Raw genomic sequence first — 23,194 nt, 5'->3', positions numbered from 1 at the left:
CAGAAAGGGGCTGGACTGAAGCCCGCTGAATCAATCAGTAGAGGGTGGAAGGCTGGCGCATTTCGGCTCACTCGAGCAATGTGTGGGTCCGCGCGTAGCGAAACATCGCCAGCGCGTTGCCCAGTCCGGTCTTCTGCCGGATGGCTGTCTGATAGTTGGCCACGGTCTTGGCGCTGACGCACAGGCGCCCCGCGATCTCGTCTACCGCCAGTCCCTGTGCGAGCAGGGTGAATACTTGGAATTCCCGTGGCGACAGCACCAGGTGGGGCGCTTGGCTGTCGTTCCCGGCTTCGTTCAAGGCGTGTGCGGCCTCCTGCGACAACGGGTGCCCGCCCGCGCCGAGGTCCAGCACTGCCGAGATCAACGCTTCCGGCGCGCTGCTCTTGGTCAAATAGCCGTCGGCTCCGGCCTGCATCGCCTGACTGACCATCGCCGGCGCGCCATGCATGCTGAAGACGAGGATCTTCAGCGTTGGCACTCTGGCTTTCAGTCGCCGCAACGTTTCGAGGCCGCCGCGGCCGGGCATTGAAAGATCGAGCACAAGAATATCGGCGCGATTGGCGCACAGCCATGTGTATGCCGTTTCGCAGTCGCCAAATTCCGCCACCACGGTGACATTCGGCTCGAGTTCCAACAACCGTCGAAAGCCGGTTCGCACCACGGCGTGATCGTCGGCGATTGCCACGCGCAGGCAGGTCATTCAGTTGGCCTCCAGTTCGTCGTTGCGCATGCTAGGGGCGCCTGAAGCGCGTTCCGCTTCCGGGCAAGGAAAGCATGCGACCAGACGTAGCCCCGGCGCCGAGCCCGTTGGCCCCCGATCCAGCATTTCCAGTTCGCCACCATGGGCCCAGACCCGCTCACGAATGCCGGCCAAGCCGTTGCCCTGCTGCGATGCCTCGTTGTACGAGGCGATGCCGACGCCGTCGTCACATACTGACCACTCGATGGCCTGCCCGGGGCGGGTGACGAGGCGGACCGCCGCCGTCTTGGCGTCGGCGTGGCGGGCCACGTTGGTCAGCGCCTCCTGGGTCATGCGGTACAGGGTCAGTGCCAGAGCTTGCGGGATATCGATGTCGCCGAGGTCGACCGTCAGCCGGTATTCGATCGTTTGCCCCGGACGGTTACGCCAGCTCTCGACCAAGGCCTCGACAAGCTCGTCGATCGGAATCGGCCCGCGGTTCGTCGCATCGCTCGGCTTGCCAAGCCAGCCCAGCAGGTCGCGGATGTCCTGCTGGACACGGGCGCATTGCTGCTCCAGTTCCGCGACGACGGCGTGCAGCTCCGGCTGCTGATCGGTCCGCCGCAGCAGGTAGGTCGCGTCCGCACGCATCGCGGTGAGCGACTGGCCGAGTTCGTCATGCAGTTCGCGGGCGATGTGACTGCGCTCGTCCTCCTGCAGGGTCAGCAGCTTCAGGCTGAGCAGGCGCCGCTCCTCCTGTATCTGGCCCAGTGCCGCCGCCAGGTGGTTGAGCGCACGCGCGATCACATCCATTTCGCGGATACGCATCGCCGGCAGGCGTGCCCGATAGTCCTGGCGTTCGAATGCACCGATGGTGTCCAGAATGCGGCGCAGCGGTGCAAAGGCATGACGGACTGCCCAGTACAGGGCCACCAGCAGGCAAAGGCTATAGAGGAGCAGGACACCGGTGACGCCGACGATGTCGTCGAACGCCTCTCTTTGCTCGCTGAACGGATTCGTGGTCAGCGTGACGCGAAAGCTGCGGCCATCCGCACGCTCGAGATGCCAGGACGACTCCTCCGCGGCATGCGGGCGCGCAAAGAGGTTCAGCAGCCACAGGAAGGGTCGCATCGCAAGCGGCGGCAACTCCTCCGCCTTCGACTGCGCCAGTACTTCCCCGCTGCCCGCATCTTCGAGCCGGAAGTCGAGGTGGCGCAAATGCCCCACCTCGCGCAGGGCCCCGATCTTCTCCTGGAGCCCGCTTTCCGCCACGTTCTGCAAAGCGGCGAGCTGGCTGCTCAGCTGCGCAAGCTGCCCTGCGCCCAGCCCCTCCCGACGCACGTCCGATCGCGCCCGCCACACCGCGAGCAGCAGGACGCAGAGCAGACAGGCAAGCGAAATCGCCGCTGCACGGCGCAACAGTACGTAGGTCAGTTCCATGCGGGGAGTATCACACCGGCCCGACAGGAGGCGCATCGAGAAAATCGGGAATTTTTCCTATGGAAGGCAAGGCGCAGCCTGCGTACGCTGCGTCGTGCAGCCGGCGGGACCACGGCACAGGCAACCCACCGACGGATACCAGCAGACTACGAGGACTTTCATGCAGCCCGACCGCCGGCCACCGATCCGCAAAGCACTCGCGATCCTGATCGCTTCCCTGGGACCCGCCGCGACGGTCGTGGCCGCCGAGACGGTCGAGCTCGCGCCGGTGGAGGTCGTCGGCACCACGCTGCTACCCGGGATCGGCCTTCCAAGAGAACAGGTCCCCGCCAATGTCCAGACCCTGAGCAGCCGGCAACTGCGCGAGGCGGGCGGTGTGTCACTGGCCGAGGACCTGCAGCGCAGGCTGCCCAGCGTCAATGTCAACGAGATCCAGGGCAACCCCTACCAGGCCGAAGTCAATTACCGCGGCTTTTCCGCCTCGCCGCTGCTCGGAACACCCCAAGGCCTCTCCGTGTTCCTCGACGGCGTGCGCGTCAACGAGCCGTTCGGCGATGTGGTCAATTGGGATCTGATCCCCCAGGCGGCGATCGCGACGATGACGCTGGTGCCCGGCTCCAACCCGCTTTACGGACTGAACACCCTCGGGGGCGCGCTGGCAATCCAGACCAAGCGCGGCGACACTCACCCGGGTGGCGCGATGGAGCTGTACGGTGGTTCCTTTAATCGCCGCGGCGGATCCGTGGAGCACGGCGGCAAGCGCGACGAACTCTCCTGGTTTGTCGCTGCCGAGGGGATGAAGGAGGAGGGATGGCGCGACCGTTCTCCGTCGGAGGTCGGCCAGCTGTTCGGCAAGTTCGCATGGACCAAGTGGGGGACGGATGTCGCGCTGACCCTCGCTCACGCCAGCACCGACCTGATCGGCAACGGTCTGGTGCCGGAGAGTATGCAGCACCAGCGGCGTGAGGCGATCTTCACCCATCCGGACCAGACGAAGAACCGGAGCACGTTGTTGGCGCTCTCCGGGAGCCATTGGCTGAACGACAACGACCAGATCTCCGGCACGATCTACGCGCGGCGCACCCGCACCCGCACGCTGAACGGCGACGGCAACGACGAGTATGAGAACGAGTTCGAGGAATGGGCCGATGCCGGCTTCCCCGCCGGCGACGGCCCGGAAAGTGGTGTGCTCAACCGCACCCGCACCGACCAGAACGCAGCGGGGCTGGCTCTTCAGTGGAGCCGCATCGCCGGTGCGCACCAGTTCGCCGTCGGCGTGTCCCACGACCGCAGCCGTGCCGGCTTCCGCCAGAGTGAGCAGGGCGGCGAACTCACCGGGAGCCGCGGCATCGCCGCGGCAGAGGATGAGGAACAGGTGAACGGCCTGCTCGGCCGCACCCGAACCACCAGCGTCTATGCCACCGACACCGTCATGCTGGTCCCCTCCGCACATATGACCGGCTCGCTGCGTTTCAATCGCACCCGGGTCATCAACCGGGACCGCATGGGCGACGCCCTCAACGGCGATTTCACCTATCACAAGCTCAACCCCGCGTTGGGCCTCACTTGGGAAGCCGCGCCCGCTCTCACCATGTACGGCGGCTTTTCCCAGGGCAACCGCGCGCCGACGCCGATTGAACTGGGCTGTGCGGATCCCGAGAATGCCTGCAGCCTGCCCAATGCGATGGCCGCTGACCCCTTCCTCGATCAGGTCGTCACCCGGACCTTCGAACTGGGGGTGCGTGGCAAGCTCGCCGGAAACGTGCAGTGGAACGCAAGCGCCTTCCGCAGCACCAACCGCGACGACATCCTCTTCGTCGGCACGGGCGGCAGCCTCGGCTATTTCACCAATTTCGGGCGCACCCGCCGCGAGGGCATCGAACTGGGCCTGACCGGGGAGAGCGGCGCCCTCGACTGGCGGGTGAACTACAGCTACCTCGAGGCCACCTTCCAGTCCTCCGCCTGCATCCTCGCCGAGAACAACAGCACGGAGGGTGGAGGCGGGTGTCCCGACGACGAAATCCGCGTTTCGCGCGGCGACCGGCTTCCGGGACTGCCACGGCACAGCCTGAAGCTCGGTCTCGACTGGCGCACCGGCGACGCCCTTCGCCTCGGGGCCGACGTCCTCGCATACTCCGGCCAATATGTGCGCGGGAACGAGAACAACCGCCATGAACCCGACGGCGAGTTCGGAGGCCGCGGGAAGCTTCCCGGATATGCCGTCGTCAATGTGAGTGCCGACTACCGGTTCGCTCGCGGCTGGACCCTGTTCGGCCGCATCGACAACCTCTTCGACAAGCGCTACGCGACCGCCGGTGCGCTGGCGGAGAATCCTTTCGTCGGCGCGGGCAACGCGTTTGCCGCGGATCCCGGCGAATGGCGCCATGAACGGTTCTTCGCCCCCGGCACGCCGCGCAGCGCGTGGATCGGCGTGCGTTACACCTGGAAGGGGAGCTAATCCGTTGCTGGCACTCGACCCGCCACAAAGGAACATGTGGAAGCCGTCGTTGGCCCGTAGTTTGCGCTCCGTAAGAATTTCCGAAGCCCGGCTACGTGGAATGGCAGCCGTTTAACGAATTCTCAAGGGCTCTTGGAGCCACGTAACGTGTTCAAGCGCGGATTGCCGGCGCGCCTATCCGTTGCATGCGCCCATGCATGAAGTGTCAGGGGGCAAATCTCCATGTCGCTTGACAAGACGTTTTGAACGTTTGCTTGGCTCTCGGCCGAACGACCGGTACGGTTGCCGACCCTTGGCGGATAATGTCAAACGAAGAAGGGCAGGGGGCAACTCCTGGTCCTCGGCCTTATGCAAAGCTAATGAAATGGACTCCCCCTCCCGTCTAGCGGGAAACTGACCCGGTCGCGGCCATGACGGCAGCGAGCCAGCCAAGGAGGTGTGCCATGAACGTTGTTCGCATCGGTCTCGACATCGCCAAGTCTGTTTTCCAGGTGCACGGCGTTGACCCGCAAGGCAAACCCGTTATCAGGAAGACATTGAGCCGCTCTCAAGTGTGCGAGTTTTTCGCCCAACTGCCGCCTTGCCTAGTCGGGCTTGAAGCGTGCGCCGGATCGCACTACTGGGCACGGGAACTGGGCAAGCTCGGCCACGACGCACGGTTGATGGCCGGCCAGTTCGTGAGCCCATACCGAAAGAGTGGGAAGAACGATGCGAACGATGCCGAGGCGATCTGCGAAGCGGTCGGGCGGCCGAACATGCGGTTTGTGCCCGTGAAGTCGGAGGAGGCCCAGGCGGTTCTGACGGTGCATCGAGCGCGTGCATTAACGGTGTCCGAACGTACTGCGCTGGTAAACCAAATCCGCGGCCTGCTCGGTGAATTTGGCATTGTTGCTGCAACAGGGGTTTCGCACGTGCGGAGGTTGCTGGCCGAGATTGGCGCCGGCGGAAAGCAGTTGCCAATCCTTGTCCGCGAGACGATGGGTGAGCTCCACGACCGGTTGCGCGCGCTCGATGAGCGCATCTTGGCCTATGATCGAAAGATCGAGGCGCTGGCGCGCCAGAGCGAGCCGGCGCGACGACTGATGGCGATCGAAGGCATCGGTCCAATCACCGCCACTGCCCTTGTCGCCAGTGTCGGCAACGCCAGCACCTTCACCAACGGCCGCCAGTTTGCAGCCTGGCTGGGGCTCACGCCACGCCAGAACTCTAGCGGCGGCAAGGCGAAACTCGGTGCGATCAGCAAGCGGGGCGATGTCGTGCTGCGAACCTTGCTGATCCACGGTACGCGCTCGGTGCTGCGTCTTACCGCTCAAAAGCACGACCAGATGAGTGCTTGGGCCGAAGCGCTCAAGGCGAGAAGCTGCGCCAATGTCGCGGCCGTCGCATTGGCCGCAAAGCATGCACGCATCATCTGGGCGATGTTGGCCCGCGGCACTGATTATCGGAGTGCAGCCGTGTCCGCTTGAATCCGCTGCATGGATTAGCCAGAAAGATTCCTGCCTGAAGATTGCGAGCGAAGCGTGTTGATGGGATGACGGTGCAAACCGACGCGGCAAGAGCCTGCTTATGGGAATGGTCGAAGCCAGACCGCGAAGCTAATGAGGTGGCCGCGGAACGTATGTCATCAGGGCCGGCGCCGACGGGCGTCACAGTAGGCCGGATAGATTCCTGCAGGTTTGCTTCCAGAAGCCCAAGACCGTCACTTGCAATTCCGGGGGAGTCCATAGATTGCATAAGGCCAAGAACCTAAAGGACAGCAAGCATGGGATTGTGAGGGCACGACGGCACCGGCCAATGACTACCAACCAATCCGATGCTTTTGCTCGGTCTCCCGGTGACGAGCATCGTCATCCGTATGCAAGTACTGGCTGGTGGTCTTCAGCGACTCATGCCCCAAATTGTCGCGGATCGAGCGCAAATCAATCTGCTTGTCAGCCATATGCGAACCAGCGGTGTGCCGTAGCCAGTGAGCGGAGGCCCGCTCGAGCTGATCGGCTCGAGCAGCGTATCCCTCACCACGTTGCCGTAGCCGGGAAGCTGCGCCGTCGAAGACCTTTTTCACGATCGCGTGCAGCGCGGCTCGGGTAAGCGGTGCCCGTGATTTGCCAATCGGAAGCACGAGCGGCGTGTCTTCGGTGGGCGTAGGGTAGGGGGCAAGCCCGCACTCACGCCGGTACCGGGCGAGTTCCACGATCATCTCGCTGGTTGCCGGTACCAATCGTTCCTTCTCCCCCTTGCCCAGCACTTCCAGCCACCAAAGCTCCTCGCCGCCGCGATCGCGCCGGCAGAAGAAGGCGCCCATCGTGTTGTAGCCGACCTCGGAGATCCGCAGCCCGCCTAGATAGAGGAGGGTAAAGAGCCACCGGATTCGAAAATAGTGGGCACGCTCCCGATCGGTCTCGCATGGCATGCCCTCGATGTACGCCTTCACCTCCTGCCAGAGATCCGCATCGAGGTAGCGCGTGATGCGAGGTTTGGGGCGACGGGTACGATGCCGCGACAACGACAGCGGATTGCCGGCCAGGTAGCCGGCCTCCACGAGCCACGCGAACATCACGTTGAGGATCACCATCGCTTGCCGCTGGCTTGTCGGGGCCAATGGTCCATAGAACGGGCGCCAGCGTGGATCCCCCCGCGGGTGCTTCCGACCGGCGCCGGCCACCCACTTGTCGCGCGGCTGCGGATCGGCCAGAAAGCGCTGGTACACGAGGAAGTCCTCGTGCGTAAGCGACGAGATCGGCCGTCCGAGCTGAAACACCGCCCAGAGATACAACCGCTCGGCTTCCTTGCGGTAGTTATCGAAGGTCGTGCGTGTGTCGGCAAAGCGCGCGAGCCACGCCTGGATCGCCTGCAGATCGTTGGCGGCCGCAATCTGGGCCACCTTGCCGACGGCACGATTGTGGCCGTGACTGCCATCCAGATCCGACGGAAGCCGGAGGCCCTCGAACGGGCCGGGAACCATGAGGGAATCAGTCATTTTCCGCATCCTCGGAGCGATCCCGGGCCTCATTATTTTCCAACCATCAACGTACCGCAATTTTTCGACATTAGAGTCATAATGTCAAATCTATTAGAATTTTCTCCATGATCCATACGTTTTACGTTGTATTATCAATGCAACCCCACCAAAGCGATGCCTCAGATCGCACTGGGAACGTTCGCCACCATGAATATCGACGCTCAAATTCGTGAGGACATCGACGCACTGCGCGAGACGACCTCGAATACACAGGACCTGTATCGCGAGGTCTGTGCGCTTTTGTTCTTCCGTTACGGCATCACGCCGACCGCTAACAAGCTCTACCAATTTGTCAAGAAGGGCAGCATGTCGGCGCCTGCCGAAGCATTGGCGCGCTTCTGGGAAGAGCTGCGCGAGAAGAGCCGCGTGCGCATCGAGCATCCGGAGCTGCCGGAGTCGTTGAAAGTTGCGGCAGCCGAAATGGTTGGGCGGCTATGGACGGAGGCGCAAGCCCAAGCCAAGGAATGCTTTGATGTCTTTCGGCGGGAAGCCGACGGTCGTGTCGACGAGGCGAATACCGCGCGTCTTCAGACTGAGCAGGACCGGCAGACAGCCATCAACGAGCTGGAGCAGCTTCACGAGGCACTTGACGCGGCATCAGAACGCAATCTCGCCCTGGAACGTAGCCTCGCCACCGAACGAGCCGAAAAGCAGTCGCTGCGCGGGCAGTTCGCTGCTGCACGTGAACAGCAACAGGGTCTCGAAGGGGAACTGTCAGAGGCTCGCAAGGACTTTTCGGCGGAACTACAGAAGCTGCGCGACGCAGTGCAGTGGGCCGAGGAGCGTTACGAGGCATCCGAAAAGCGCGCCTTGCTCGAAATCGACCGTGAGCGGACCGCCGCGGCCAAGAGCCAAAAGGAATTGGCCCAGCAGCGGCAAGCCAATGTTGATCAGGCAGAACGCCATCGCAGTGAGGCCTCGGTACTCCAGCGCGAACTTGGCAACGTTCGCCAAGAGCTTGGCACCGCGGAGGGTGGCCTGGTGAGGATGAGAGAGCTTGCCGATCAGCACACAGCGCAGTTGGACGTGCTGCGCGAACAATTGGCACAGCGCGCAATCGAAACGGCCCTTCTACGACGCGATCTGGAATTACGTGGCGAGAAGCTCAGGGCGCTTGAGCTACGAGCCCGTACGAAGAAGAAGGTGCTTGCTCCGCACACAGATCGAGTTACACCCAAGCGGGCAACCAGGAAGTCTCTCTCGGAGGAGCCGGTTGAGTCGCAAAACCGCGAGTAACTGACGCTTATAGCGCGCGTACTGAGCGAGTCCTATGGTGCCGCCTTTTGTAGCACACGCCGAAGCCGCTGCGCGGGGCGGCAACCCGTGAAGATATGGGGCGCACGTTCTAAAAGTGACATCCCCTTTGTAATCGATTTCGCAGTTTGGTTTCTTCGATGCCTCCTGCGTATTCATTTGCCCACTTCATGAGCTCTGCAGTGGTCTGTGGAACCAAACCGTAGTCCTTCAGGTTCATTATTGAAAAAATATGATCGTTTTGAGCCGCCGTCAGCCATTGCTCGAACAGCTCAGGCTGCCCGAGCTTCTCGCCCATTTTTTGGACACGTTTGACAAAGGCGGGGCGCTGAAACGGATTTTCAGTCGCTGAACGTCTTGATATCGACATGGCGTACTCATGCTCGCAAAGATTTGGAAAGCTCGGCCGGCGCGTATTCTCACGGCACCGACGTGGACGTGCCGTCCCTGTCAGGTGGTACGCTGAAATCGGAAGGAGCTCCTACCGAGGGGTCTGTCCTCGTTGATCGATCTAGATAATAGTCGATTTTGGACTATTTGAAAATGGACTTCAGTCTTGTGGCCTTGCCCAGCTTGTGCCCACATGCAAAAGTCTATTTATTCTCGCCAATATAGAACGTTTCTCGAACTTCTCCGGAGCCAGCGAGAAGCGGTGGGACTTACACAGGAAGACCTTGCAACACGCCTTGAGTCAACGCAGTCCTTCGTCAGCAAATGCGAGCGCGGGGAGCGGCGTCTCGATCTCGTTGAACTCCACTCTTGGTGTGTTGCGATGGGTGTTCCCCTGAGCGATTTCGTCGCACGGTTTGAAGTGGCGGTCGCCGATGAAGGGAAGGCGCTTCGCTGAGCGTCACAAGGGCATTGCCTATGCCCGGCCTACGCCTTCAGTACCACAGTCCGCGGAGCGATACGGAGCCAGACAGGCGGCTGGGGCAGTTCGTCGTGCTGAAATGCTGACGTAGGCCTTTGGACAGAATAGTGCGAGCCGCCGATCGATTAGGTTTGCTAGGGACACAATGGTCGGAGTGGAAGGTGAAACTCCGAGCCTAGGCCTATTCTGTCCCGAAACTCAGTATTTACTATGGAATTTGTGTCCGAGTGCTATATGCTCCATATATTATCATTGCCCGCTGATCCGAATATCTGACGTTGCGAAAACCCGCGACCAATTTCGTGGTTTACATAATACCAATCGCGAACTTGTCGGCGATGCTCTCCCATACGCGTCGCTGCGCCGCGCTCTTCGTGCGTTCCGCATGAGTGCAGGCGAATACATAAGCCGGATTCTTCTCCAGTAGGGCCGCGACCTTGACGGCTTCCTCGTCGTCGAACTGAGAGCGGCCGGAACGGTAATTCGATATCCGAGACTGCCCCTTGTGTCCAAGGAATTTCGCTAAGGCGTAGTCGCTTGACAGGCCGTAGCGGGCTTTAAGTTCGTCCAGCATTTCGTTCGTCGTCTGCATTGTCACTTCTCCCGGTTGACAGCTTCCTAAGGCCGCAATCTAGGCCACGATTCACAGCCCTTCAAGATTCACAGTCTGTGGACATGTCACGACGTGTGAATTAGTATCCCTCTCGCCTACCGCGCCGGGGTGGTTTCTGAGGGTCTCCCGGCTCGCCAATCCCGCCGGTAGGTGCCCTGAAAGATGGGCAAGGGCAATCGGCGAGCAGAGGGAGACCGTAACCGGGAGCTACCCATCATGAAAGCCTCAGAACTGCGGGCAACGGCGCTTGAGCTGATAGAACAGCAGATTGCCGAGTGTCAGACGATGCGCCAGGAGTACCAGCAGGGCAGTAAGGATATCGACGACGTAATTCGCGTCTCGAACTGGCTGCACGGCTCTCTGAGGCTCGCCGCCCGTCTGGGCGCCATAACCTCGCATGAGTGGGAAGAGCTGCAGGCAAGGGGCGACAAATGAACCCCGCCGCCCTCCCTGAGCAGCACGCCCCCAGCTGCCCGCTACCCGCCGACGAAATCGCCGCCTATGCGTCGCTGCTGCGCCGCGAGTTTTCCGCCGTGATGAAGATCGGCGATGTACTGCGCAAGGCGATCGCCGAAGAGGAACGCTTAGGGCTTGACGTGTGCACCGGCCCGTTTGAGGTGATGCTGCAGGAGAACTCCGCCGCCCTGAGGGCGCTTGTGCGCGAGTTCCAGCGCGTGGATTGCCGCCTTGAATCCGACCTTTCGGAGGGCGCTGCGGTGCCCTCCCAGCACTGAGGTCGGGGCCGTGCATACTACTCTCGGTACTAATGGGAAATCGATACACGCTGAGGGGGGCTCGGGGGGCGTTCGGCGGAAGAAAGACCGCTTCGAGCTACTGCGCATGGCGTCCTCGCTGCTCTACCGAAAGGGCGAGGGTCCGCGCCAGCAGCACCCCACCGTCTGGTGCAATCGCGGGATCACGACCGGCACCGACAAGGCGGGCGTCTGGCGCGCGGTGGATGGCTCGAATGCTCGCCTCTCGGGCGTGATCACCTGCGGGGCGGTCTGGACGTGCCCTGTGTGCGCCGCGAAGATCAGCGAGGAACGCCGCAAGGATCTCAGCCAGGCGATGGCGGGCCACGTCGCGGCCGGCGGACATGCCTACCTGCTGACGCTCACCTTTCCCCACGAATCAGACATGCCCTTGGGCGAGCTGCTGGAGAAGTTCGCCAAGGCTCGCCAGTCCTGGGCGAACTCCCGCACGTACAAGCGCATCATGGGCGAGAAGGGCGACCGCGGCACCGCGGGCCGGCTCGGCACCGTCAATGCGCTGGAAGTCACGGTCGGCAAGGCGAACGGCTGGCATCCGCACGTGCACGCGCTGGTGTTCGCGGTACCGGGGGCCTTCGGCGAGGGCGACCCGATCAACCCGGCCGGGGATCTGGCTTCGGGCGCGATCGACGAACTTAAAGGCGCATGGGTGAAGGCGCTGCAGAAGGCCGGCCTGTGCTCGGTGTCGCAGGTGTCGGACGTGTTCAAGCACGGCCTGAACGTGCGCGGCGGGGCGAAGGCTGCCGAGTACATCGCGAAGTTTGGCAAGGATGAACGCTGGGGCGCGTCGTCGGAGCTGACCAGGAATCACGCCAAGGTCGGCACGGTCGGCGAGATCGCTGGCGACATGCACTTCACCCCGTTCCAACTGCTGCAATTCGTGATCTCGGGCGATGGCTGGGCCGCTGCGCGGTTCCGCGAGTATGCCGCCGCCTTCCACGGCCGGCGGATGCTCTCTTGGTCGCCGGGACTGCGCAAGGCGCTCCGGCTCGCCGACGACCGCGAGGATGACGAGATCGCCGCCGACGACCGGCCGGCACCGGAAGAGGAACAGGTCGGCACGATCTCCATTGAAGACCTGTCGGCGCTGGTCTCCCGCAACATGCTGGGAGACTTTCATCGGTACGTGGCCGAGTCGTGCGTTCATCCGGAACGTGCGCAGCAAGACATTGACGATTACCTGCGCATGGTGAAGGCCATGCCGAAATTTGGCCGCGGGCAGGTGCTCAAGCGCGCGACCTTCGACAAGAACGAACGCATTCGGGCCGTTGAGCCTGTGGAGTATCGCGATGCTGCATGAGGAAGCAAACCGTCAGCTGCTGGAAAGCCTGGACGCGGCCAGCAAGCGCGCACAGACCGCGTTCATGCCTGCGAAGTCGGACATCGTTGAGATCGTCCTGAGCCTGCGCGGGCTGGTGGTGAATCTGGCCGATGAAGTCGCCCAGCTGCGGGCGGAGCGTGAAATGCAAGGGGGATGAAATGGAACTGCTACCTCATCAACAGCGAGTCGTGGACGAAAAGGCCGCACTAGACGAGAAGCTTGAAAAGCTGGCCGCCTTCATGAAGTCCGACGCGTTCGGCCAACTCGACTTTGTAGAGCAAGATCTAATGCACGATCAGGCCGATTGCATGATCGAGTTGCGGTATGTGTTGAAACAACGAATTGCGCTTTTCAAGGAGCAAAGCGGCGGGCTCTGATCGCCGCATCACAGAAGGAGAAGCAACATGAGCACCTTTCAAGCCTGGGCATCCGTGAAGGTCATCAACGAACAGTCGGAGCACTTCGACCGTGCAGGCGTCGTGCTGCGCGAGGAAGGCGCCGGCCTCGTCGTGCGCCTGGACGCCACGCCGGAACTGCAGGGCGCCGTGGTGAACTTCGCGCTCGCCGAACTGCGCGGACTGTAAGAGGGGAGGGGGCTGGAATGGCGATTGCTCGCAAGCGGCTGGGAAAGACGGAATGCCCGGACTGCAAAACTGAAATGTGGGTGAAGGAATCCGAGTCCGGCTCCCTTTCTGCAACCTGTCCAGACTGTGACTATGGCGTGCTGCTCCGCAAGGGCACGCCGGCTGCAGACAAGATGCGGGCGCGGTTCGCCGCTCCCGATCCGGCGCCGGAAGCGGCTCCGAAAACTGAAACCAAGACGCCGGCCCGCAAGCCGGCGTTTGACCTTGGGCTGTGACAATGGATCTCGATACCCTCAACGCGATCGCCGCGGAACCCGGCCCGGAGTCCGAAACCCTGCCGGAAGTGCTCGATGCTGAACCGGGCGAAGTGCAGCAGATCGAACAGGCGTTGCTTGTCGTGTTCGGCCTGCTCGGCGCGGCCGTGCCGAAGGTGCGCGAGCACTACCCGCCGGAACAAATCCACGCGATCGCCGTCGCGTTCGTTCCGGTCGCGAATAAGCACGGCTGGAACGTCGGCGGCTGGGCGCGCGACTACGCGCCGGAGATCGCCCTTGCGTTCGCGCTGATGCCGCCGGCCGTGCTGCAAGCCGTGCTAAACAAGATCGTGGACGCGGCCGTGGGCAAGGCACCCGAGAAGCAGGAACCGGCGCCGGCTGAGGCTGATGCATGACTCGGCCAGGCTCTCGAAACCGGGCGCATATCGTCGTCGTAATCGGCGCGACTGGTTCCGGGAAAGGGCGATGGCTGAAGGCCGTACTTGCGAGGGTTCGGCCTTCGCGTTTGCTGGTGTGGGATCCGATGGACGAATACACCGGCGGCAAGGTCTTTGCCGACGTGCGCCAGCTCGCCGCCGCGTGTGCCAAGGCTGAAACGGGGCCGTTCGTCGGGATCTTCCGACCGGGTGACGATCAGGACAGCTACGCCGCGAAGTTCGCGACCTTCTGCAACATCGCCTTTGCGTGGCAGAAGTGCGACATCGTGGTCGATGAGCTGGGCGACGTGACGACGGCCAGCTATGCGCCGCCGCCGTGGCGCCGGATTCTCACCAAGGGCCGGCACAAGGCGCTTCGTGTGTGGGCCTGCGCGCAACGGCCGGCGATCATCGACAAAACGATATTCTCGCAGGCCACGCTTATCCACTGCTCGCGCCTCAACTTCCGCGCGGACAATGTGGTGATGGCGGGCGTGCTCGGGGTGTCCGTTGAGGATGTGCGCGACCTCAAGGCCGACGACGACACCGACACCTTTGAATACTTCGAGCGGCTGATGAAGACCGGCTCGACCACGCGCGGCACCCTGCCCAGCGTGAAAAAGCCGAAACCCGCAAAAAAAATCCCCAAGGCATCGCCGGAACCTCAGCCAGACGCCTAAGGCTGGATGTTTGTACAGCTCGCCGAGACAACGCACCCTAGCGGTGCGTTTTCTTTTTCTATCTCGGAGAGGCCGACATGCCCACTCAAACCCAAGTCATTCGCACCGGTATTGCCCTGGGCGTGCTCTATGCCGCCTACAAGTTCGCACCGCATCAGGCCGTCAAGGCGATGGCGCTCGGCGCCGCCGGCACCGTGATCGCGAAGCAAGTCCCCTACGTGCGCGACGCGCTCATCTAACCGGGGCCGCGAACATGATCGAACTAATCAAGCTCAACCCCGCGAACAACGTCGTCGCCTCGGGCGTCGCGAACATCGACCTGTCGAACCTGCTCGGCTACTCGATCGAAAAGATCTTCCTGCAGCTCGGCGGAACCGCGCTCACGAAAGCGATGCTGACCAGCATTCAGCTGAAGGCGAACGGGAAAATCATCCTCGACACCGACGGCTCGAAGCTGGACGCGCGCCTGTCGTATCGTCCGCGCACCGCCGACGCGACCATGCTGGAAATCGACTTTCTCGAAAACCTCGCGAAATCGAAGCTGGGCATGCTCGGCGGCTCGCTCGATACCACGCTCGGAATCAAGAACCTGCGCCTCGAAATCACCATCGCGGGCGCGACCGCTCCGACGCTCGCCGGTTATGCCGAAGTCGCGCGGCCGCAAGTCGGTCCCGAGTTCGCCCAGCTTCGCCCGCTGATCGCTCGCGTGCACCGCGTGACGCAAACCATTGGCGCCGCCGGGACGTTCCCGCTGGCCGTCCCGCACATGGACCCGGTTTCCGGCGGCTCGATCTTCAAGCGGCTCGCAATCTTCTCCGCGAACATGACTGCCGCACAGGTAATCCGCAACGGGATTATCGAGCATGACTCGGTGAAGGCGATCAACGAGTACAGACAGAAAATCTACGGCCGCACGCCGCAGGCTTCGCTCTACATGATCGACAGCATGGTCGACGGGCTGCAGGAGGACCGCGTTTTTGACACCCGGCCGGCCTCGGGCTGCACGACTGCCCAGCTGATGGGTACTTTCTCGGGCGCCGAAACAATCACGATCGAAGTCGAAACTCTCGAACCGCTCGACGTCTACTGATAGGGGGCGGACATGGACCCGATCGCGGAACAACAAGCAACCAGCGTCTCAAACTGGTTCTACTACCTCGGGCGCGGCATCACGGACGGCGTTGACTCGCAAGTCCGCTACGCCACGCCGCTCATGAACGGGGGCGTCAACTTCGGCATGGCCGGGGATGGCTCGCTCTACGTGCAGGGCTCCGCGGGCGGCTACGGCGCTCCGGCGCCTGCGGCCGGCCTGACCATCAATCCCACGCTGATCCTGATCGGCCTGGGCTTGTGGTTCCTGCTGAAAAAGCGGGGCTGACATGGGCGTCGCTTCGTCGGGCGGTAATTCGTTCGTCTCCGCGGCCGTCTCGGATGACATGAGCGGGGAAACCCGTTCGGGCATGTTCGGCGGCTCGCTCGGCATGGGTAACTCGGGGTGGACTGTCAATTTCGGCGGTCGCGGCCTGAACGTGCAGGGCGGGGCAACGGAAGTGCCCGGCTTGGCCGGCATTCCGTGGCTGTGGATCGCCGCCGGCGTCGCCGCGTGGTGGATCTGGAAAAAGGGGTAAGCAATGGGCTTGTTCGGGGGTAGCTCGAAAAAGTCGTCGACGTCGACCAACCAGACCGACCGCCGCCAGGTCATCGGCGAGCGGTCCACGTCGTCGGGATTCGATAACGTCAAGGTCGGCTCGAAAGGTTCGCTGACGACTCAGACCGTCAATAACGTGATCGACGGCGGCGCCTGGGATCTCGTCGACGGCGTCGTGCGCAACACCGTCAGTGCGCTGGGCGACTCGAATAGTCGGGCGCTCTCGTTTGCTGACGGGGCCATGTCGAACGCCCTGGGCATGGCCTACGACTCGACCGGCCGCGCGTTGGGCTTCGCTGATGGCGCCATGTCGCAAGCTATGGACCTTGCGAACGCTTCCACGGCCGGGGCGCTGTCTCGGGCGCTGGGCTTCGCAGATGGTGCCATGTCGCGTTCGCTCGATCTCGCCTACGACTCGACCAGCGGGGCGCTGTCTCGATCGCTGGGCTTCGCCGATGGCGCCATGTCGAACGCGCTGGGCATCGCCTACGACTCGACGGGCCGCTCTCTCAATTTCGCGGATGGGGCCATGTCGAACGCCCTGGGCGTCGCCTACGACTCGACCGGCCGCGCGCTCAATTTCGCGGACGGGGCGTTCTCGCAGGTGCTCGGCGTCGTCAATGACGCGATGAACACGGTACGGGGCGGGCTGACGACCGCCGCCGACGCTGCCGCGGCATCGGCCGGCATGGCAAAGGACGCCTATGCCGACGCCAAGGGGCGCGGGGCGATGACAGATTACCTGCTGCTGGCTGCCGTCGTGGTAATGGGCATCGTTGCAGTGCGCGCAAGGGGATAGAAATGCACGCAAGAATCTACGACTTCACCCTGATCGCGGGCGGCATGCAGCGCCTGCCGGTGGTGGGTGACTTCTTCAAAGTCATCAGTGCAACCGGCGTCATCAACGTCAACGTCGACACCGGGGCCACGCTCGACCTGATGCCAGGTCAGGGACTGCGAGAGTTCAACTTCAACACCTTGACTATCACCGACAAGTCGGGCGCCGCCAACAGCGGAAAAATCCTCGTAGGCTTCTCGGGGATGATCGACGATCGCGTTTCCGGCGAGGTGTCGGTGATCGACGGCGGCAAGTCGCGCGTGCTCTCGAATGCGTCGGGCATGGCCTCGATCGCCTACGGAACTGCGAGCAATCCGGGGGTCGGCCAGTATCAGGCGGGCGCGCTGTGGAATCCGGCCGGCTCGGGCAAGCGAATCGTCGTCAGTCAGATCATCGTTCAGGGCGAACAAAACGCGGGCGTGCTCGCGGTGCGCTACATCACCGCGACGTTCGGCGCGCAAGCGGCGGCGGATGCGGTCGCGTCGAAGTATGCGGCGCAAGCACACGGCCTGTCCGCTCAAGTGTGGGTCAGTACCACGTTGGCGGCGCCGGTCGGTGCATCGTTTGGCGGGCGCGTCTACGTCGGCGCGACGATGGCGCCTGTTGTGTATCGACCGACTGAGCCGTGGGTTCTGGCGCCGGGGGTCGGTCTGGTCGTGGCAGGGGTGACGTTGCAGGCCGGATTTTCAGGGGCGGTGGATTTTTTCGAGGAACCCGTGTGAACGTCTCCCTGATCGCCTCCGGCGTCCTGCTCGGCTGCGTCCTGTTCGTGCTGCTGCGCGACCGGGGCGTGACGATCTCCGACGACGGGGGCGTCATCGACACCGCCGCCGACTTTCTGGAAACGTGGGACATGACGAACGCCGAAGCACTCAACAATCCGAACGTGCGCGCCTTCCTGCAGCTCGTGCGCAAGGGCGAGGGGACCGCCGACGACGGCGGATATCGCCGGCTCGTCGGGGGCGGCTCGTTCGCCTCCTTTGCAGACCATCCGCGGCAATCCGTGTGGATTGCGCGAATTGGCGATTACTCGACCGCTGCCGGGGCGTATCAGTTCCGATCGAAGACTTGGGACATGGCTCGCCTGCAGGCGGGGCTTTCCGACTTCTCGCCGGCCTCGCAGGATCTCGCCGCCGTGCAGCTCATCCGCAACCGCGGGGCGCTCGCCGACGTGCTCGCCGGCCGCATCTCGACCGCGCTCGAAAAGTGCTCGTGGGAATGGGCAAGCCTGCCGCCGTGGCGGTACAGCAAGCAGGGCACCTTGACGATGGACGCCGCTTTGACTGCGTTCGCCAACTATGGAGGTCGGGCGTATGTCTGACAAAACGATTCTTCTGATCGGCGGCGGGCTGCTCGTGTGGCTGCTGCTCAACCGCCGTCCGCCGGAGACCATGCGCCGCACCGATCCGGCGCCCACGCTGCACGATCAACAGGACTACTGGCTGAAGATGGCCGGCATCAATCTGGCCGGCGTCGGTATCCAGTCGCTCGCGAAGGCTGCCGCGGGCTGGAACACGGCGGGCAGCACCTCGACCGCCGCGGCGCTGATCGACGGCGGGGCGATCGACTACGACAGTGCATGGGGCTACGGACAGGAAGCCTACGGCGATATTTCGGAGTGGCTGTGATGAAGACCAATGACCTTTTCATGATGGCCGCTGCCGCCCTGGGCGTGTTCCTGATCGCGCGGACGATCTCCGGCGGGGGCTCGGCGCCCGTCATCGGCGCCAACTTCAACCCGACGGCGACCGCTTCGGATGCCGGCTTCGGCAACCTGATTGCGACGTGGCAGGGCTGGCGCTACTACGACAGCGGCTACGGCAAGGACGCCGCCGGAAATATCTACTACCAAGGGCAGCGGGTGTCCTGATGGACTCGGGCCGCTCTGCCCTCCTGATGGGTGCCGCGCTCGGCGTGCTGGGCCTGATCGCCCTGCGGGCTCTGCAGTCGGGCGCGGCGTCCTTCTCTGTGCAGGATGCAGCGGCCGGCGCCGTGAGTGCGACCGTTGGCGCGCTCGGCGATGTGGCGAGCGGTGCCGTGCTCGGCATCGGCGATGCCGTCGGCGTGCCGCGCACGGACGCTATGCTGTGCGACATCTCCAAGGCCAGGGGCGACGTGCTCGGCGCCTCGAAATACTGCACCGCGGGCGACTTCCTCGCCTGGACGCTCGCAGGGCAGCCGACCGGGGCGACCGCGCCGGCCTCGTCGCAGTCCGTGCAGCAACCCCACACGACCGACTTACCCGAAGGCTCCTACCAGGCGCCGGCGATGTTCTGGTCGCTGCATCCGAATGACGTTTTCTACGACTGAGGCCGCTTCATGAAATGGATTCTTTCCCGGCTCGGTGAGCCTTCTACCTGGGCAGGGCTCGCGCTGATCGCACAGGGCTTCGTCGCTGTTGCTGCAGACCCCAAGAACCCGCAAGCGTGGGCTGCCGCGCTGGGGGGCGTTCTGGCCGCTGTGGCGCCCGAGAAGGGGGCCGGTAATGCCTGACTGGGTGTTTCAGATCCTGACGGCCGGCGGGGGAGCTCTGGCCGTCTACGGCGGCATCCGCTACGACCTCGGGCAGCTGCGCGAGAAGGCGGAGAACGCTGCGCGATCGGCTGAGAAGGCGCATGCGCGGCTTGACGGCCTGATGGGGGCGCACCGTGCAGCTTAAGTCCATCATCCCCAGCGGGCCGGAGATCCTGCGCGAAGCCGTCATCGTGCTCGCCGGGGCGCTGCTCGCAACCGTCGTGATTCGCATGCTGCCGGCAACCGCCAAGCAGTGGTTCACGTTCCCGACCACGACCACCACCACACAGTGAGGACACCATGAGCAAACGCCGCACGCCGCCGCGCGACAGCAAGGGCCGTTTCCGCCGTCGCAAGGGCTGATCCGATGAAGATCCGAAACCCGTACTACGTCGACCCCACGGTCACCGCCGCCGAAGCCATCAAGGCCGCGATTACCGCCCATCTGCAGGCGAACCCCGCCAAGGCCGTCGTTACGCTGGTCGAACTCAAGGCCGCGGTGCCGGCGGTGAATGCCGCGCCTCGGCAAGTCGTGAACGCCGCGCTGCAGCTGCTGAATATCCAGACCGACGACGACGGCCAGTAACCCACGCTGGCCGGAAATGAAAAGGGCGCCCATGAGGCGCCCTTTGTGTTTGCTCAAGCAGGATTACCGCAACTGCAAGGCGAGTTCAGCGGCTAGCTCGCCGTCAATGAACACTGTGCAGGTGCCAGCGGCTTTCGAGTCCGCACGCTGCGCGCACTGCGCTGCTACGCGGTGCGTCTTCCACTCGCCGTGCACCTGCGTGCCGGCCGCGTTCCAATCTCCATCCGCCACGTCGTCGCCGTCGACGTAGATCGTCAGATCGTCGTCGTCGACGTCGGCTGAGATCGTGTGCGGCTTCGCCGTATCGGCTGCGCGGTAGGTCGCAATGTTGGACGTGCCGTAGGTGGAACATCCGGCGAGAACCGCCACCAGGGCGGCAAGGGCGATGCGTTTCATGCTGATGGGCTCCCTGTGATGATGGCCGAATGCTACGCGCTCACGCGGGCCAGCATCAAGCCAAGGCGGCTTTCCAGTGTCAGCTGGTGCCGGTACCAGTCCGCGCGGGCCTCGGCGGCGTCCTGCGCCGCGCTGGCGCGTTCCTGCTCGGTACGGGCGCGCGAGATCTCGCGCTCAAGGATGGCAACCTGCTGCGAGCGGTAGAACATCGCTTTCAGATCGCCGCACGAGAACGGCCGGCGCCAATACGGGTGCTGCAGACCATCGCGGGACAGGCTGAAACCGTCCCATTCGCTGCCGAGAAGTTCGGCCAGGTCAATGATGTCGTGCCGTGGCAACGTGCCAGGGCGAGGGGTGCGGGCGGGCATGGTTGTTGTTGGCTCCGTGTGAAAGGTCACGCTTGGAGCAAAAAAAAAGCCGCGTGATCGCGGCCGAAACTTGTTGTTGCTGCTGCAGAGGCGCACCCGGTTCGGGGCGATGATTAGGGCGCCTTCGAGTTGACATAATACCAATTATGGCGGTTTACGATGGGTCAACAGATCGGTGCAACGCACTCGCTCCACGCCGTTTCGCGCCGACCCTACCGAACCCCCTCCGACACCACGCCACCCACCAGATCCTTCGGACGCCCTGGGTCGGGTTGGCGATAATCGCACACGCCGTCGGGAAAGATCTGCTCCAGTTGTGCCTTGTACGGACGCATGTCCACGGGCTTGTACTCGCCACCATCGAGCGCGGCCGACACCGTCTGCAAGGCGCATTTGAAGCGGTCCCCTGTGATCCCGTCGCCGGCAACCATGCGGGAATTGCTATAGATCGGATAGGCGCGCATGCAGGCGCCTGCCGGAAGCTGGTTCCAGTTGCCGTCCCAGACCCGGTCGCCCTTGAACATGACCCGGCCGCGAGCGTCGAAACAGCGGTCGCTGGCCGTCCCCGGGCGAACCTGCGCCCACGACAGCTCGGGACGCGCACGTTTTGCGCGCAGCCACTGATCGATCGCGGCGAAAGCCCGGGGGGTCGGGTCGTAGGCCTTGTCGCTCATCCAGATCGCCTGATTGCCCGCATCGCCCTGGGCTGCGATCATCCGCGCCCGTGCGGAAAACGATGCTGCCGTGTGGTGCATGTCCAGCTCGGCTTCGAGGTACAGGCGCTCGTCGATGACCGGAATGTCGATGCGACCGAGGAAGACCTGACCTGAACGATACGCAGCTGCGATCGCTTCGAGGTCGCCCGCAAAGCGCGGCGCCGGACGAGCTCGATCGGGGCTCAGGTTGATGTTGTGGGCGCTCCAGGGTGAAAAGGCGCTCAGCTCGCTCTCGCCGCCGTCGATCAGCCAGTAATGCTCGCGCTGCATGTCGGCGGGCGATTTCCAGCTGCCGATGCGGGCGTTCAGCCGCAGGAATTGCTTCGGGGTGATCCGCTTGCGCTGCAGCGCCTGCAGGCCGTACTGCACACCGACGTTGTCCCAAGGAATGCGCGCGTAACCCCGGGCGTCGGTGCCGAAGAAACGCTTCAGATCCTCGAAGTAACTCCAGCGCACCTGCTTGAAAACGTCGCGCGTCAGATGGGATTCGAAATGCGCGAACCGTGGATTCAGGACGAGCGGCGTGAGGCCTCGCCAGCCCACCACGCATTCCGTGTCGCCTTTCCGTTCGGGCACCGATTCACCGCGCATCATGAAGGCCACCCGGGTCGTGACCTCGATCTTCATCAGACCGCCCGAACTTTCATGGCGATTGCTGGCATTGAAACCTTCTATCCAGCGCCGGTTTTCGGCCTTGCGCCAAGCGCGGTTGTTGCCGTCGGTGACGTCGAAGTAATACTCGAGCAGTTCGCAGTCGAACACCGGGATCGTCTGCGTGATCATGTCCGGATACGAATACTGGGCGATCGCCGCGTCGATGAGACCGGGGCGGTTCTGCGCGAGCAGATATTGCTGGATCGCGCCCCCAGAGGCGCCCACGCCGACCGTGTAATCGGGATCGCCATACAGCGCGACGAACTGCCGCTTGACGCGCAGTGCGGTGTCCTCCGCGAGCCAGATGTCGAAGTGGTTCCGGCTCGTCGTTCCCGTCGATGCGACGACCGCGTAGCCCTGCGCAAGCTGTTCGCGGCGATCCTCGAGAACGGCCTTCACGCTCGCCCTGCCCTGTCGATGACCGATTCCCACGCCTCCATAGAACTGGTAGATCAGGCGGCGGTTCCAGCGGTCGGCGGCGGGAGCGTCGATGAACTCGCGCGCGCCCTTGAGCGCCGCGATGAGGTAGATGAAGCGGTTGATCGTACCCATCTCGACCCGCACGATGAAGGGGACGCGGGCACCATTGACGGTGATCGTGTCGACATCCTCCGACTGGCTGTTCCAACGTGCAAAATGCTTCTCGCCCACCGGTTTGTAGAAGTACCAGGCTTTCGTCGGTGCCTGGCAATCCTTGCTGAAGGCCGCAGCCTTGCGCGTTCCGTCCGTGGCGTCGTCGATGGATTCGACCGGCGTGCCGATCCCCGCCGAATTGTCCGCGAGCGGGGCACCCAGGCCCGAATTGGCGGTGTCGCAGATGAATGGATATTGCTTCGGCCCGGCAAACAGCGGCTCGCTCGGGCCGACCTGACCGAGCATGATCGGAAAGCGGAAGGTTTCGGCCGGCCGTTCGAGGCGCGAAGGATGCGGTCCGGCGTAGGGTTCGGCGGGCGCCCCGGCGTCAAAACCCGGCGGCAAGCCGACGACTTGCCGATGGCCAAGTTGTCCGCGCCCGTCAGACTGGCCGCCGATGGCGAATCCGACGAGGAGCAACCCCGGCCACAGCCATTTTTTTCCCTTCATTATTGGCATCC

The 23,194-nt window shown here is 63.5% G+C and carries 35 protein-coding genes; 27 read left to right on the top strand and 8 right to left on the bottom strand.

The annotated features are described in order from the left end of the window. Positions 1-67: 67 nt before the first annotated feature. Together AzCIB_RS08260 and AzCIB_RS08255 are read right to left on the bottom strand one after the other, a co-directional pair. Positions 68-700, bottom strand: a complete 633-nt coding sequence (locus AzCIB_RS08260; RefSeq protein ID WP_050415457.1) for a response regulator transcription factor — start codon at positions 698-700, stop codon at positions 68-70. Then, entirely contained in the window at positions 701-2,119 is a 1,419-nt protein-coding gene (locus AzCIB_RS08255) for a sensor histidine kinase (protein ID WP_050415456.1), read from the bottom strand. 160 nt (positions 2,120-2,279) lie between these two features. Here AzCIB_RS08255 and AzCIB_RS08250 point away from each other — a divergent pair, with 160 nt between their 5' ends. After that, positions 2,280-4,577: a TonB-dependent receptor gene (locus AzCIB_RS08250; protein ID WP_050415455.1), complete on the top strand. Its 2,298-nt coding sequence runs from the start codon at positions 2,280-2,282 to the stop codon at positions 4,575-4,577. 443 nt (positions 4,578-5,020) lie between these two features. Next, positions 5,021-6,043: an IS110 family RNA-guided transposase gene (locus AzCIB_RS08245; protein ID WP_050415454.1), complete on the top strand. Its 1,023-nt coding sequence runs from the start codon at positions 5,021-5,023 to the stop codon at positions 6,041-6,043. Between the two features lie 332 nt (positions 6,044-6,375). Here the strand turns inward: AzCIB_RS08245 and AzCIB_RS08240 are convergent, their stop codons facing one another. Further along, positions 6,376-7,554, bottom strand: coding sequence for a tyrosine-type recombinase/integrase (locus AzCIB_RS08240; protein WP_050418285.1), 1,179 nt, complete (start codon positions 7,552-7,554; stop codon positions 6,376-6,378). Positions 7,555-7,743: 189 nt separating this feature from the next. Between AzCIB_RS08240 and AzCIB_RS08235 the strand changes: the two genes are divergently transcribed. After that, complete coding sequence (locus AzCIB_RS08235) at positions 7,744-8,832, top strand: DNA-binding protein (protein ID WP_198149644.1); 1,089 nt, start codon at positions 7,744-7,746, stop codon at positions 8,830-8,832. 109 nt (positions 8,833-8,941) lie between these two features. On the opposite strand, the gene AzCIB_RS24150 is transcribed toward AzCIB_RS08235, so the two are convergent. After that, positions 8,942-9,220: a hypothetical protein gene (locus AzCIB_RS24150; RefSeq protein ID WP_157058458.1), complete on the bottom strand. Its 279-nt coding sequence runs from the start codon at positions 9,218-9,220 to the stop codon at positions 8,942-8,944. Positions 9,221-9,433: 213 nt separating this feature from the next. Here AzCIB_RS24150 and AzCIB_RS23695 point away from each other — a divergent pair, with 213 nt between their 5' ends. After that, complete coding sequence (locus tag AzCIB_RS23695; protein ID WP_083446925.1) at positions 9,434-9,697, top strand: helix-turn-helix domain-containing protein; 264 nt, start codon at positions 9,434-9,436, stop codon at positions 9,695-9,697. Positions 9,698-10,028: 331 nt separating this feature from the next. Here the strand turns inward: AzCIB_RS23695 and AzCIB_RS08230 are convergent, their stop codons facing one another. After that, positions 10,029-10,313: a DUF3693 domain-containing protein gene (locus tag AzCIB_RS08230; RefSeq protein WP_050415452.1), complete on the bottom strand. Its 285-nt coding sequence runs from the start codon at positions 10,311-10,313 to the stop codon at positions 10,029-10,031. 237 nt (positions 10,314-10,550) lie between these two features. Here AzCIB_RS08230 and AzCIB_RS08225 point away from each other — a divergent pair, with 237 nt between their 5' ends. The 23 genes from AzCIB_RS08225 to AzCIB_RS08135 all read left to right on the top strand — a co-directional run bounded on the left by AzCIB_RS08225 (position 10,551) and on the right by AzCIB_RS08135 (position 19,966). Further along, positions 10,551-10,769 carry a hypothetical protein gene (locus AzCIB_RS08225; RefSeq protein WP_050415451.1) on the top strand — a complete coding sequence of 73 codons (219 nt, stop codon included), beginning with the start codon at positions 10,551-10,553 and terminating at the stop codon, positions 10,767-10,769. Continuing rightward, positions 10,766-11,068, top strand: coding sequence for a hypothetical protein (locus AzCIB_RS08220; protein WP_050415450.1), 303 nt, complete (start codon positions 10,766-10,768; stop codon positions 11,066-11,068). The genes AzCIB_RS08225 and AzCIB_RS08220 overlap by 4 nt, the downstream gene beginning before the upstream one ends. Before the next feature lie 106 nt (positions 11,069-11,174). Beyond that, a complete protein-coding gene (locus AzCIB_RS08215; RefSeq protein WP_050415449.1) occupies positions 11,175-12,404 on the top strand; it encodes a protein rep in 1,230 nt (409 codons plus the stop codon). Further along, positions 12,394-12,582 carry a hypothetical protein gene (locus AzCIB_RS08210; protein ID WP_050415448.1) on the top strand — a complete coding sequence of 63 codons (189 nt, stop codon included), beginning with the start codon at positions 12,394-12,396 and terminating at the stop codon, positions 12,580-12,582. The genes AzCIB_RS08215 and AzCIB_RS08210 overlap by 11 nt, the downstream gene beginning before the upstream one ends. Position 12,583: 1 nt before the next feature. Beyond that, a complete protein-coding gene (locus AzCIB_RS08205; RefSeq protein WP_050415447.1) occupies positions 12,584-12,802 on the top strand; it encodes a crAss001_48 related protein in 219 nt (72 codons plus the stop codon). Between the two features lie 27 nt (positions 12,803-12,829). Continuing rightward, positions 12,830-13,009: a hypothetical protein gene (locus tag AzCIB_RS08200; protein ID WP_050415446.1), complete on the top strand. Its 180-nt coding sequence runs from the start codon at positions 12,830-12,832 to the stop codon at positions 13,007-13,009. A gap of 17 nt (positions 13,010-13,026) precedes the next feature. Continuing rightward, on the top strand, positions 13,027-13,284 hold the full coding sequence (locus AzCIB_RS08195; RefSeq protein ID WP_050415445.1) for a hypothetical protein: 258 nt from the start codon (positions 13,027-13,029) through the stop codon (positions 13,282-13,284). Positions 13,285-13,286: 2 nt separating this feature from the next. Continuing rightward, positions 13,287-13,679 (top strand): hypothetical protein, encoded by a 393-nt coding sequence (locus AzCIB_RS08190; protein ID WP_050415444.1) that lies wholly within the window; start codon positions 13,287-13,289, stop codon positions 13,677-13,679. A 128-nt stretch (positions 13,680-13,807) separates the two neighbouring features. Beyond that, entirely contained in the window at positions 13,808-14,380 is a 573-nt protein-coding gene (locus AzCIB_RS08185) for a hypothetical protein (RefSeq protein WP_157058457.1), read from the top strand. A gap of 77 nt (positions 14,381-14,457) precedes the next feature. Beyond that, positions 14,458-14,619, top strand: coding sequence for a hypothetical protein (locus AzCIB_RS24145; RefSeq protein ID WP_157058456.1), 162 nt, complete (start codon positions 14,458-14,460; stop codon positions 14,617-14,619). Between the two features lie 14 nt (positions 14,620-14,633). After that, complete coding sequence (locus tag AzCIB_RS08180; protein WP_050415442.1) at positions 14,634-15,470, top strand: major capsid protein P2; 837 nt, start codon at positions 14,634-14,636, stop codon at positions 15,468-15,470. A gap of 12 nt (positions 15,471-15,482) precedes the next feature. After that, positions 15,483-15,758: a hypothetical protein gene (locus AzCIB_RS08175; RefSeq protein WP_050415441.1), complete on the top strand. Its 276-nt coding sequence runs from the start codon at positions 15,483-15,485 to the stop codon at positions 15,756-15,758. Between the two features lies 1 nt (position 15,759). Then, complete coding sequence (locus AzCIB_RS08170; RefSeq protein ID WP_050415440.1) at positions 15,760-16,008, top strand: hypothetical protein; 249 nt, start codon at positions 15,760-15,762, stop codon at positions 16,006-16,008. Between the two features lie 3 nt (positions 16,009-16,011). Continuing rightward, positions 16,012-16,827 (top strand): hypothetical protein, encoded by an 816-nt coding sequence (locus tag AzCIB_RS08165; protein WP_050415439.1) that lies wholly within the window; start codon positions 16,012-16,014, stop codon positions 16,825-16,827. 44 nt (positions 16,828-16,871) lie between these two features. After that, the gene (locus AzCIB_RS08160; RefSeq protein WP_157058455.1) at positions 16,872-17,588 is read left to right on the top strand and encodes a hypothetical protein; all 717 of its coding nucleotides are present in this window, start codon (positions 16,872-16,874) and stop codon (positions 17,586-17,588) included. Then, the gene (locus AzCIB_RS08155; protein ID WP_050415437.1) at positions 17,585-18,187 is read left to right on the top strand and encodes a glycoside hydrolase family 24 protein; all 603 of its coding nucleotides are present in this window, start codon (positions 17,585-17,587) and stop codon (positions 18,185-18,187) included. Before AzCIB_RS08160 ends, AzCIB_RS08155 begins: the two co-directional genes overlap by 4 nt. Next, positions 18,180-18,494, top strand: a complete 315-nt coding sequence (locus AzCIB_RS08150; RefSeq protein ID WP_050415436.1) for a hypothetical protein — start codon at positions 18,180-18,182, stop codon at positions 18,492-18,494. The genes AzCIB_RS08155 and AzCIB_RS08150 overlap by 8 nt, the downstream gene beginning before the upstream one ends. Continuing rightward, positions 18,494-18,736 carry a hypothetical protein gene (locus tag AzCIB_RS08145; protein ID WP_050415435.1) on the top strand — a complete coding sequence of 81 codons (243 nt, stop codon included), beginning with the start codon at positions 18,494-18,496 and terminating at the stop codon, positions 18,734-18,736. The genes AzCIB_RS08150 and AzCIB_RS08145 overlap by 1 nt, the downstream gene beginning before the upstream one ends. Continuing rightward, entirely contained in the window at positions 18,736-19,176 is a 441-nt protein-coding gene (locus AzCIB_RS08140) for a hypothetical protein (RefSeq protein WP_050415434.1), read from the top strand. The genes AzCIB_RS08145 and AzCIB_RS08140 overlap by 1 nt, the downstream gene beginning before the upstream one ends. Positions 19,177-19,185: 9 nt before the next feature. Then, positions 19,186-19,359: a hypothetical protein gene (locus tag AzCIB_RS24420; RefSeq protein ID WP_198149643.1), complete on the top strand. Its 174-nt coding sequence runs from the start codon at positions 19,186-19,188 to the stop codon at positions 19,357-19,359. Beyond that, entirely contained in the window at positions 19,352-19,525 is a 174-nt protein-coding gene (locus AzCIB_RS24140; RefSeq protein ID WP_157058454.1) for a hypothetical protein, read from the top strand. Before AzCIB_RS24420 ends, AzCIB_RS24140 begins: the two co-directional genes overlap by 8 nt. Further along, the gene (locus AzCIB_RS24415) at positions 19,515-19,673 is read left to right on the top strand and encodes a hypothetical protein (RefSeq protein WP_198149642.1); all 159 of its coding nucleotides are present in this window, start codon (positions 19,515-19,517) and stop codon (positions 19,671-19,673) included. The genes AzCIB_RS24140 and AzCIB_RS24415 overlap by 11 nt, the downstream gene beginning before the upstream one ends. Positions 19,674-19,747: 74 nt before the next feature. Next, complete coding sequence (locus AzCIB_RS08135) at positions 19,748-19,966, top strand: hypothetical protein (RefSeq protein WP_050415433.1); 219 nt, start codon at positions 19,748-19,750, stop codon at positions 19,964-19,966. A 63-nt stretch (positions 19,967-20,029) separates the two neighbouring features. Here the strand turns inward: AzCIB_RS08135 and AzCIB_RS08130 are convergent, their stop codons facing one another. The 3 genes from AzCIB_RS08130 to AzCIB_RS08120 all read right to left on the bottom strand — a co-directional run bounded on the left by AzCIB_RS08130 (position 20,030) and on the right by AzCIB_RS08120 (position 23,183). Further along, on the bottom strand, positions 20,030-20,362 hold the full coding sequence (locus tag AzCIB_RS08130) for a hypothetical protein (protein ID WP_050415432.1): 333 nt from the start codon (positions 20,360-20,362) through the stop codon (positions 20,030-20,032). Positions 20,363-20,394: 32 nt separating this feature from the next. Then, entirely contained in the window at positions 20,395-20,730 is a 336-nt protein-coding gene (locus tag AzCIB_RS08125; protein WP_050415431.1) for a hypothetical protein, read from the bottom strand. A 212-nt stretch (positions 20,731-20,942) separates the two neighbouring features. Then, entirely contained in the window at positions 20,943-23,183 is a 2,241-nt protein-coding gene (locus tag AzCIB_RS08120) for a DUF6351 family protein (RefSeq protein WP_232299391.1), read from the bottom strand. Positions 23,184-23,194 lie beyond the last annotated feature (11 nt).

The organism is Azoarcus sp. CIB, assembly GCF_001190925.1.
Taxonomy (GTDB): domain Bacteria; phylum Pseudomonadota; class Gammaproteobacteria; order Burkholderiales; family Rhodocyclaceae; genus Aromatoleum.
Note: the sequence above shows the minus strand (reverse complement) of the source record. Positions and strands in the feature narration are given on the sequence as shown.

What these genes read in the sequence shown, in the direction of transcription:
- AzCIB_RS08130 (WP_050415432.1), bottom strand. Translation starts at nt 20,362, where the DNA reads ATGAAACGCATCGCCCTTGCCGCCCTGGTGGCGGTTCTCGCCGGATGT.
- AzCIB_RS08260 (WP_050415457.1), bottom strand. Translation starts at nt 700, where the DNA reads ATGACCTGCCTGCGCGTGGCAATCGCCGACGATCACGCCGTGGTGCGA.
- AzCIB_RS08195 (WP_050415445.1), top strand. Translation starts at nt 13,027, where the DNA reads ATGGCGATTGCTCGCAAGCGGCTGGGAAAGACGGAATGCCCGGACTGC.
- AzCIB_RS08205 (WP_050415447.1), top strand. Translation starts at nt 12,584, where the DNA reads ATGGAACTGCTACCTCATCAACAGCGAGTCGTGGACGAAAAGGCCGCA.
- AzCIB_RS08240 (WP_050418285.1), bottom strand. Translation starts at nt 7,554, where the DNA reads ATGACTGATTCCCTCATGGTTCCCGGCCCGTTCGAGGGCCTCCGGCTT.
- AzCIB_RS08210 (WP_050415448.1), top strand. Translation starts at nt 12,394, where the DNA reads ATGCTGCATGAGGAAGCAAACCGTCAGCTGCTGGAAAGCCTGGACGCG.
- AzCIB_RS08150 (WP_050415436.1), top strand. Translation starts at nt 18,180, where the DNA reads ATGTCTGACAAAACGATTCTTCTGATCGGCGGCGGGCTGCTCGTGTGG.
- AzCIB_RS08245 (WP_050415454.1), top strand. Translation starts at nt 5,021, where the DNA reads ATGAACGTTGTTCGCATCGGTCTCGACATCGCCAAGTCTGTTTTCCAG.
- AzCIB_RS08160 (WP_157058455.1), top strand. Translation starts at nt 16,872, where the DNA reads ATGCAGCGCCTGCCGGTGGTGGGTGACTTCTTCAAAGTCATCAGTGCA.
- AzCIB_RS08250 (WP_050415455.1), top strand. Translation starts at nt 2,280, where the DNA reads ATGCAGCCCGACCGCCGGCCACCGATCCGCAAAGCACTCGCGATCCTG.
- AzCIB_RS08165 (WP_050415439.1), top strand. Translation starts at nt 16,012, where the DNA reads ATGGGCTTGTTCGGGGGTAGCTCGAAAAAGTCGTCGACGTCGACCAAC.
- AzCIB_RS08125 (WP_050415431.1), bottom strand. Translation starts at nt 20,730, where the DNA reads ATGCCCGCCCGCACCCCTCGCCCTGGCACGTTGCCACGGCACGACATC.
- AzCIB_RS08185 (WP_157058457.1), top strand. Translation starts at nt 13,808, where the DNA reads ATGGACGAATACACCGGCGGCAAGGTCTTTGCCGACGTGCGCCAGCTC.
- AzCIB_RS24150 (WP_157058458.1), bottom strand. Translation starts at nt 9,220, where the DNA reads ATGTCGATATCAAGACGTTCAGCGACTGAAAATCCGTTTCAGCGCCCC.
- AzCIB_RS08175 (WP_050415441.1), top strand. Translation starts at nt 15,483, where the DNA reads ATGGACCCGATCGCGGAACAACAAGCAACCAGCGTCTCAAACTGGTTC.
- AzCIB_RS23695 (WP_083446925.1), top strand. Translation starts at nt 9,434, where the DNA reads ATGCAAAAGTCTATTTATTCTCGCCAATATAGAACGTTTCTCGAACTT.
- AzCIB_RS08140 (WP_050415434.1), top strand. Translation starts at nt 18,736, where the DNA reads ATGGACTCGGGCCGCTCTGCCCTCCTGATGGGTGCCGCGCTCGGCGTG.
- AzCIB_RS08190 (WP_050415444.1), top strand. Translation starts at nt 13,287, where the DNA reads ATGGATCTCGATACCCTCAACGCGATCGCCGCGGAACCCGGCCCGGAG.
- AzCIB_RS08170 (WP_050415440.1), top strand. Translation starts at nt 15,760, where the DNA reads ATGGGCGTCGCTTCGTCGGGCGGTAATTCGTTCGTCTCCGCGGCCGTC.
- AzCIB_RS08255 (WP_050415456.1), bottom strand. Translation starts at nt 2,119, where the DNA reads ATGGAACTGACCTACGTACTGTTGCGCCGTGCAGCGGCGATTTCGCTT.
- AzCIB_RS08220 (WP_050415450.1), top strand. Translation starts at nt 10,766, where the DNA reads ATGAACCCCGCCGCCCTCCCTGAGCAGCACGCCCCCAGCTGCCCGCTA.
- AzCIB_RS08135 (WP_050415433.1), top strand. Translation starts at nt 19,748, where the DNA reads ATGAAGATCCGAAACCCGTACTACGTCGACCCCACGGTCACCGCCGCC.
- AzCIB_RS24145 (WP_157058456.1), top strand. Translation starts at nt 14,458, where the DNA reads ATGCCCACTCAAACCCAAGTCATTCGCACCGGTATTGCCCTGGGCGTG.
- AzCIB_RS08200 (WP_050415446.1), top strand. Translation starts at nt 12,830, where the DNA reads ATGAGCACCTTTCAAGCCTGGGCATCCGTGAAGGTCATCAACGAACAG.
- AzCIB_RS08180 (WP_050415442.1), top strand. Translation starts at nt 14,634, where the DNA reads ATGATCGAACTAATCAAGCTCAACCCCGCGAACAACGTCGTCGCCTCG.
- AzCIB_RS08145 (WP_050415435.1), top strand. Translation starts at nt 18,494, where the DNA reads ATGAAGACCAATGACCTTTTCATGATGGCCGCTGCCGCCCTGGGCGTG.
- AzCIB_RS08120 (WP_232299391.1), bottom strand. Translation starts at nt 23,183, where the DNA reads ATGAAGGGAAAAAAATGGCTGTGGCCGGGGTTGCTCCTCGTCGGATTC.
- AzCIB_RS24420 (WP_198149643.1), top strand. Translation starts at nt 19,186, where the DNA reads ATGAAATGGATTCTTTCCCGGCTCGGTGAGCCTTCTACCTGGGCAGGG.
- AzCIB_RS08225 (WP_050415451.1), top strand. Translation starts at nt 10,551, where the DNA reads ATGAAAGCCTCAGAACTGCGGGCAACGGCGCTTGAGCTGATAGAACAG.
- AzCIB_RS08235 (WP_198149644.1), top strand. Translation starts at nt 7,744, where the DNA reads ATGAATATCGACGCTCAAATTCGTGAGGACATCGACGCACTGCGCGAG.
- AzCIB_RS08215 (WP_050415449.1), top strand. Translation starts at nt 11,175, where the DNA reads ATGGCGTCCTCGCTGCTCTACCGAAAGGGCGAGGGTCCGCGCCAGCAG.
- AzCIB_RS24140 (WP_157058454.1), top strand. Translation starts at nt 19,352, where the DNA reads ATGCCTGACTGGGTGTTTCAGATCCTGACGGCCGGCGGGGGAGCTCTG.
- AzCIB_RS08230 (WP_050415452.1), bottom strand. Translation starts at nt 10,313, where the DNA reads ATGCAGACGACGAACGAAATGCTGGACGAACTTAAAGCCCGCTACGGC.